The 5,956-nt window shown below is 61.1% G+C and carries 4 protein-coding genes; 2 read left to right on the top strand and 2 right to left on the bottom strand.

Annotation, left to right across the window (positions count from 1 at the left end):
• Positions 1-68: 68 nt before the first annotated feature.
• Together serB and mfd are read right to left on the bottom strand one after the other, a co-directional pair.
• Positions 69-926, bottom strand: a complete 858-nt coding sequence (gene serB / locus ACNA0I_RS26735; RefSeq protein ID WP_415809054.1) for a phosphoserine phosphatase SerB — start codon at positions 924-926, stop codon at positions 69-71.
• A gap of 138 nt (positions 927-1,064) precedes the next feature.
• Positions 1,065-4,526 carry a transcription-repair coupling factor gene (mfd, locus tag ACNA0I_RS26730; RefSeq protein ID WP_415809053.1) on the bottom strand — a complete coding sequence of 1,154 codons (3,462 nt, stop codon included), beginning with the start codon at positions 4,524-4,526 and terminating at the stop codon, positions 1,065-1,067.
• Positions 4,527-4,555: 29 nt separating this feature from the next.
• On the opposite strand from mfd, the gene ACNA0I_RS26725 reads away from it, so the two are divergent.
• Together ACNA0I_RS26725 and ispF are read left to right on the top strand one after the other, a co-directional pair.
• Entirely contained in the window at positions 4,556-5,338 is a 783-nt protein-coding gene (locus ACNA0I_RS26725) for an IspD/TarI family cytidylyltransferase (RefSeq protein ID WP_415809052.1), read from the top strand.
• Positions 5,339-5,378: 40 nt separating this feature from the next.
• Complete coding sequence (gene ispF, locus ACNA0I_RS26720) at positions 5,379-5,867, top strand: 2-C-methyl-D-erythritol 2,4-cyclodiphosphate synthase (protein ID WP_415809051.1); 489 nt, start codon at positions 5,379-5,381, stop codon at positions 5,865-5,867.
• Positions 5,868-5,956 lie beyond the last annotated feature (89 nt).

Here is a 5,956-nt window from a genome sequence, read left to right as displayed (position 1 = left end):
CCACGTGAAGCCCCCACGCAGCCACTGCCCCGCATCGACGTCCAATAGCACTAAACCATCACCCCCCATCAACCCTCAAACCAATTCAGCACCCCATCCAATCCCGCCACGTTCAACGCATAAGGCGTCTGCTGCCGCACAATAGGCTTAGCCCGATAGGCAACGGCATAGCGCGCAAACCCCAGCATCTTGAGGTCATTCGCCCCATCTCCCAGAGCAATGATCTGATCCACCGTCGCCCCATATGTCTGGGCGAACGTCCGCAGATGCATCAGCTTGGCGTCTGCATCCAAAATATCGCCAAGCACTTTGCCAGTCAGCACGCCGTCTTTGATTTCCAGGGTGTTGGCATACGCGCTATCGAGGTTCAGCCGTTGGCGCAGGCGTTCCGTAAAGAACGTGAATCCGCCAGACACTAATAGCACCTTGATCCCTGCCGCCTGTGCCGTTGATATCAATTGCTCCGCACCCGGATTCAGACGCAGTTTGTCTGCATAAACCTGTTCCAGGGCCGATGCCGGCGTGCCCTCCAGCAAGGCCACCCGACGGCGCAGGCTTTCGGAGAAGTCCTTGATTTCGCCCCGCATTGCAGCCTCGGTGATCTCGGCGACTTTGGGTTTGACCCCCGCGACGCCGGCGATTTCGTCGATGCACTCGATGTTGATCAGCGTGGAATCCATATCCATCGCCAATACCTTGCATTGAGACAGACGCACGCCGGCAGGCACGAATGCCGTGTCGATGCCATGCTGTTCTCCCCAGGCCGTGACCTGTGCGCGCACATCGGCGTCTTGCGATACGTCCAATAGACGAGAGGCCGTGGCGCTGAGATGGACGACGCCTTGAGCTTGCGCCAGGGCCGCTAATTGTTCGACCTGGGCAGCGCCGAGCGCCGGGGATTGAATGACGAGATGAGTGGTAGACATGGCAGAAAGTGTGTCGGTGAGGGGCCGGTGCGTGCTGATGCTGCTCAAAGCATACCGCGGACATGAGAGAGGCTATTTTGCAGGCGCATTTTCAGCGCCATGCAAAGGGTGTTTGAACGAGTATGTCGGCACGCATGGCTATTTCAATGAGCGCAGCACCGCACGTACGGCATCGGCACGCGTGGAAACTTTGACGACGGTGAACTCGATACGCAACTTGTCCGGACCGGCCAATTTGATGTGGCGCTGCTTTTGTATCAGCTCGATGATCCGCGCGGGATCGACCGTGGTCTTGGGGCCAAACTGGATCAGTGCCTGGTTTTCGCTGGCATCGATCTTGATGATACCCAGCGGCTGCGCTGCCAGTCTCAGGCGATGCGTGGTCAGCAGTACCTGTGCGGCCTCGGGCAGTTTGCCAAAGCGGTCGATGAGCTCTTCCTGGATGCGGATCAGATCGTCTTCGTCTTCGGCATGCGACAGACGTTTGTAGATCGCCAGACGTGCATGCACGTCTGCACAATAGTCCGATGGCAACAACGCCGGGGCATGCAGATTGACCTCGCATGCCAGGTTGAACGGCGCATCCAGATCGGGCTCTTCGCCCGCCTTGAGCGCGCGTACGGCTTCGTTCAACATCTCGTTGTACATCGAGAAGCCGATTTCGTGGATGTTGCCCGATTGCGATTCGCCCAGGACTTCGCCCGTGCCGCGGATCTCCAGATCGTGCATGGCCAGATAAAAGCCAGAGCCCAGTTCTTCCATCGCCTGAATGGCTTCCAAGCGCTTTTTGGCGTTGGAGGTAATTGCGTCTTCGCCGGGCGTCAGCAGGTAAGCATAAGCCTGGTGGTGCGAGCGCCCGACCCGGCCGCGCAACTGGTGCAATTGCGCCAGGCCGAAGCGATCAGCGCGATGGATGACGATGGTGTTGGCGCTGGGTACGTCGATACCGGTTTCGATGATGGTGGTACACAGCAGCACGTTAAAGCGCTGCTGATAAAAGCCCTTCATCACTTGTTCCAGCTCGCGCTCGGGCATCTGGCCGTGCGCGACGGCGATGCGGGCCTCGGGGACGAGTTCTTCGAGGCGCGCCCGGCGATTGTGGATGGTCTCGACTTCGTTATGCAGGAAATAGGCCTGGCCGCCACGCTTGAGTTCGCGCAGCAGGGCCTCGCGTATGGTGCTGCTGTCTTCGCGACGGACAAAGGTCTTGATCGCCAGACGCTTTTGCGGTGCGGTGGCAATGACGGAGAAATCGCGTATGCCTTCGAGCGACATGCCCAGGGTGCGGGGGATGGGCGTGGCGGTCAGCGTCAGGACATCCACCTCGGCGCGCAGGGCCTTCAGCGCCTCTTTCTGGCGTACGCCAAAGCGGTGCTCTTCGTCGATGATGACCAGGCCCAGACGCTTGAACCGTACGTCTTTAGACAGGATCTTGTGCGTGCCAATCACGATGTCGACGCGGCCATCGTTGATGCCTGTGACGGCATCGGCGACTTCTTTTGATGAACGGAAACGCGATAGCTCGACTACACGCACAGGCCAATCGGCAAAGCGATCGGCAAAGGTCTGGGCATGCTGTTCGGCCAACAATGTCGTGGGGCAGAGCAGGGCCACTTGTTTGCCGTTGGCGACGGCCAGAAAAGCGGCGCGCAACGCGACTTCGGTTTTGCCAAAGCCGACATCGCCGCACACCAGGCGATCCATCGGGCGGCCCGAGGTCATGTCGCTGATGACGGCTTGGATCGCGGCGGCTTGATCGGGCGTTTCTTCGAAGCCAAAGCCTTCGGCGAAGGCTTCGTAATCGTTGATGGGCAGGTTAAAGGTATAGCCCTCGCGTGCGGCGCGTTGCGCGTACAGCGCCAACAGTTCGGCGGCAGTGTCGCGCACCTGGCGCGCGGCCTTGCGGCGAGCCTTGTCCCATTGCCCCGATCCCAGTTGATGCAGCGGTGCGGCCTCGGGGTCTGCGCCGCTATAGCGAGCGATGACGTGCAACTGCGAAACGGGCACGTATAACGTGCTGCCGTTGGCGTATTCGAGATGCAGGAATTCCATCTCGCCGTCGCCCATGTCCATGTTGATCAGGCCATGGTATCGCCCGATGCCGTGCTGCGCGTGGACGACCGGGTCGCCAGCCCGCAACTCGGACAGGTCCCGCACCATCGCTTCGACGTTGCTGGTACGTTCCTGATCGCGCCGGCCACGTCGCGTCCCACCGGCATTGCCAGGATACAGATCGTTTTCGGTGAGAAACAGCAGTTCGGCCGAGGGGATGCCAAAGCCTGCCGACAGCGGCGCCGCGAGCAGGGCAAAAGCGGACTGAGAGACGAGAAATTCCTGCAGCGATTCCGGCTGCGCATCGGGTGGCAGGTCGAACTCGGTCAGCATTTGCGCCAGCGTTTCGCGCCGGCCTGCCGAGTCTGCGCACAGCAAGACGCGCGATTCGCCGCGCGCCAACAAGGCGCGCAGGCGAGCGATGGGGTCTTCGGCGCGACGGCTGATGCTGACGTTGGGCGCGGTGGAGAAATCCGGATGCGGCGCGCCCTCGGTCAATGCCAGGCGTGGAAACGCCTTGAATCGGCCATGCAGTCCTTCGCTGTCCAGAAACAGGGCCGAGGGCGGCAGTACTGGGCGTTCGCGGTCGCTTTTCAGAAAGGTATAACGGGTGCTGGTGTCCTGGGTGAAGCGCTGGATCGCATCTTCGATATCGCCCAATGTGACAGTAATCGCATCGGCCGGCAGATAGTCAAATAGCGTTGCAGTTTCGTCAAAGAACAGCGGCAGGTAATACTCGACACCGGCAAAAGCAATGCCGTTGCCGATGTCTTTGTAGGGCAGGGCGCGGGACGGGTCGCCCTCGAATTCCTCGCGAAAACGCGCCCTGAACCGATTGCGCGATTCCTCGTCCATCGGAAACTCGCGGCCCGGCAGCAACTGTACCTCGCGCACAGGGTACAGACTGCGTTGCGTGTCGACGTCAAAGCTTCGTATGGACTCGATTTCATCGTCAAACAAGTCCAGCCGGTAGGGCACTGCCGAACCCATGGGGAATAAATCGATCAGTCCCCCACGTAGACAGAATTCCCCCGGCGCAGTCACCTGGGTCACGTGAGCGTAGTTCGCCAATGTCAGCTGGGCGCGCAGCGCGGCCTCGTCCAGCTTGTCTTTCTGCTTGAACGAGAATGTATAGGCGGCCAGAAACGAGGGCGGGGCCAATCGATACAAGGCGGTTGTCACCGGGACCAGCAGCACGTCGACCGTATGCTGCATGAGGGCATGCAGGGTGTGCAGGCGTTCCGACACCAAATCCTGGTGGGGCGAGAACGCGTCGTACGGCAGCGTTTCCCAGTCGGGCAATTGCCGTACCCGCAGATCGGGCGCGAACTGGGGAATCTCGTCGGCGAGCCGCTGTGCCTCCAGGGGCGCCGCCGTCAAAACGACGAGCGGTCGGCCGCTTTGCCGGGCGAGATCGGCCAATAGCCATGCGTCGGCCGAGCCTGGTGGACGCGGCTGCGCGTAGCGGGTGCCGGCTTTCAGGGCGGACAGTGTGGCGGCAGTGGCGGGGATCCGCGAGGCCGCATTGAGTAGTGAGGAATCAGACATCAGGCGGAAGATTATAAAATCTCTCGGCCATGACTGACTCTCTAATTGCAATTGTTCCTGCCGCCGGCGTCGGCCAGCGTGCTGCACGGGCCGGCGAATCGGGCCCGCCCAAGCAATATCGCCTGATTGCGGGGCAGCCTATGCTGCGCCACGCGGTGCAGGCGTTGCTGGCGGACGCCCGTATTGCCCAGGTGCGGGTGGCGGTGTCTGCCAATGATGGCTGGGCCGCTGAGGCCCTGGCTGGCTTGCCCCGCACCGTCTGCCGGTCGTGTGGTGGCCCTACACGGGCTGAGACGGTGGCAGCGGCGTTGGCTGACAGTGGGGCGGCAGATGGTGACTGGGTGCTGGTTCACGACGCAGCGCGCCCGGGTTTGCCTGCGGAGGCGTTGGCTCGTCTGATTGATGCTTGCCTTTCTGACGCTGTGGGCGGACTGCTGGCATTGCCGGTGGCGGATACGGTGAAATCGCAGCGCAGGCTCGATACGGGGGCTGCGCGCGGCCAATCTGCCGCTGAAGTATCGATACCGCTTGGTGACAGTAGGCCCTCTGAGGTCGATTCCACGTCTGCGGAGCCCCGTGTGCGTGCGACGCTGGATCGCGAGGGGCTATGGCTGGCCCAAACTCCCCAGATGTTCCGCGCAGGTCTGCTGCGCGCGGCGTTGGCGAGTGCGCAATCCGCGGGTGTGGCAGTCACTGACGAGGCTTCGGCCATCGAGGCGGCTGGCTATGCTCCTTTGCTGGTGCCTGGGTCGTTGCGCAATTTCAAGGTGACGTGGCCGGATGATTTTGAATTGATGGGAAAATGGGTTTGACACGTTCCGTTTTGGGGCAGCAAGCTTTTTGGAGTATTGGATGAGTTTTCCTTTCCGAGTCGGTCAGGGCTTTGACGTGCATGCCTTGGTGACGGGCCGTCCGTTGATTATCGGTGGCGTCACGATCCCGCATACGCATGGGCTGCAGGGGCATTCGGATGCAGATGTGTTGCTGCATGCGGTGACAGATGCGTTGCTGGGGGCGGCTGGATTGGGGGATATCGGGCGGCATTTTCCTGATACGGATCCTGCCTATAAGGGCGCCGATAGCCGTGTGCTGTTGCGAGATGCGGTTGCCAAAATCCGTGCAGCCGGGTGGGTGCCGGTGAATATCGACGCTACCGTTCATGCCCAGGCGCCGAAAGTCGGCCCTCATGCCGCCGCAATGGTGGCGAATATCGCTGCGGATGTGGGCGTTGAGGTTGATGTGATCAACATCAAGGCCAAGACTAACGAAGGGTTGGGGTATTTGGGGCGTAAAGAGGGGATTGCCGCTACGGTGGTTGCTTTGCTGGCTCGGGGGGAGTGACGGGTTTTTTTGCGGGTTGATGTTTTGGGGCTAGGTAGGGGTTCTGTTGGTCGTNGAGNNGNGGCAATCGGCCCGGCCGGGCTTCACAA

It is taken from the genome of Bordetella muralis (genome assembly GCF_965139205.1).
Lineage (GTDB): Bacteria > Pseudomonadota > Gammaproteobacteria > Burkholderiales > Burkholderiaceae_B > Bordetella_A > Bordetella_A muralis.
Note: the sequence above shows the minus strand (reverse complement) of the source record. Positions and strands in the feature narration are given on the sequence as shown.

Bases quoted from the DNA above. Each gene is read 5' to 3' on its own strand.
- serB (WP_415809054.1), bottom strand. From the start codon at position 926: ATGTCTACCACTCATCTCGTCATTCAATCCCCGGCGCTCGGCGCTGCC.
- mfd (WP_415809053.1), bottom strand. From the start codon at position 4,526: ATGTCTGATTCCTCACTACTCAATGCGGCCTCGCGGATCCCCGCCACT.
- ACNA0I_RS26725 (WP_415809052.1), top strand. From the start codon at position 4,556: ATGACTGACTCTCTAATTGCAATTGTTCCTGCCGCCGGCGTCGGCCAG.
- ispF (WP_415809051.1), top strand. From the start codon at position 5,379: ATGAGTTTTCCTTTCCGAGTCGGTCAGGGCTTTGACGTGCATGCCTTG.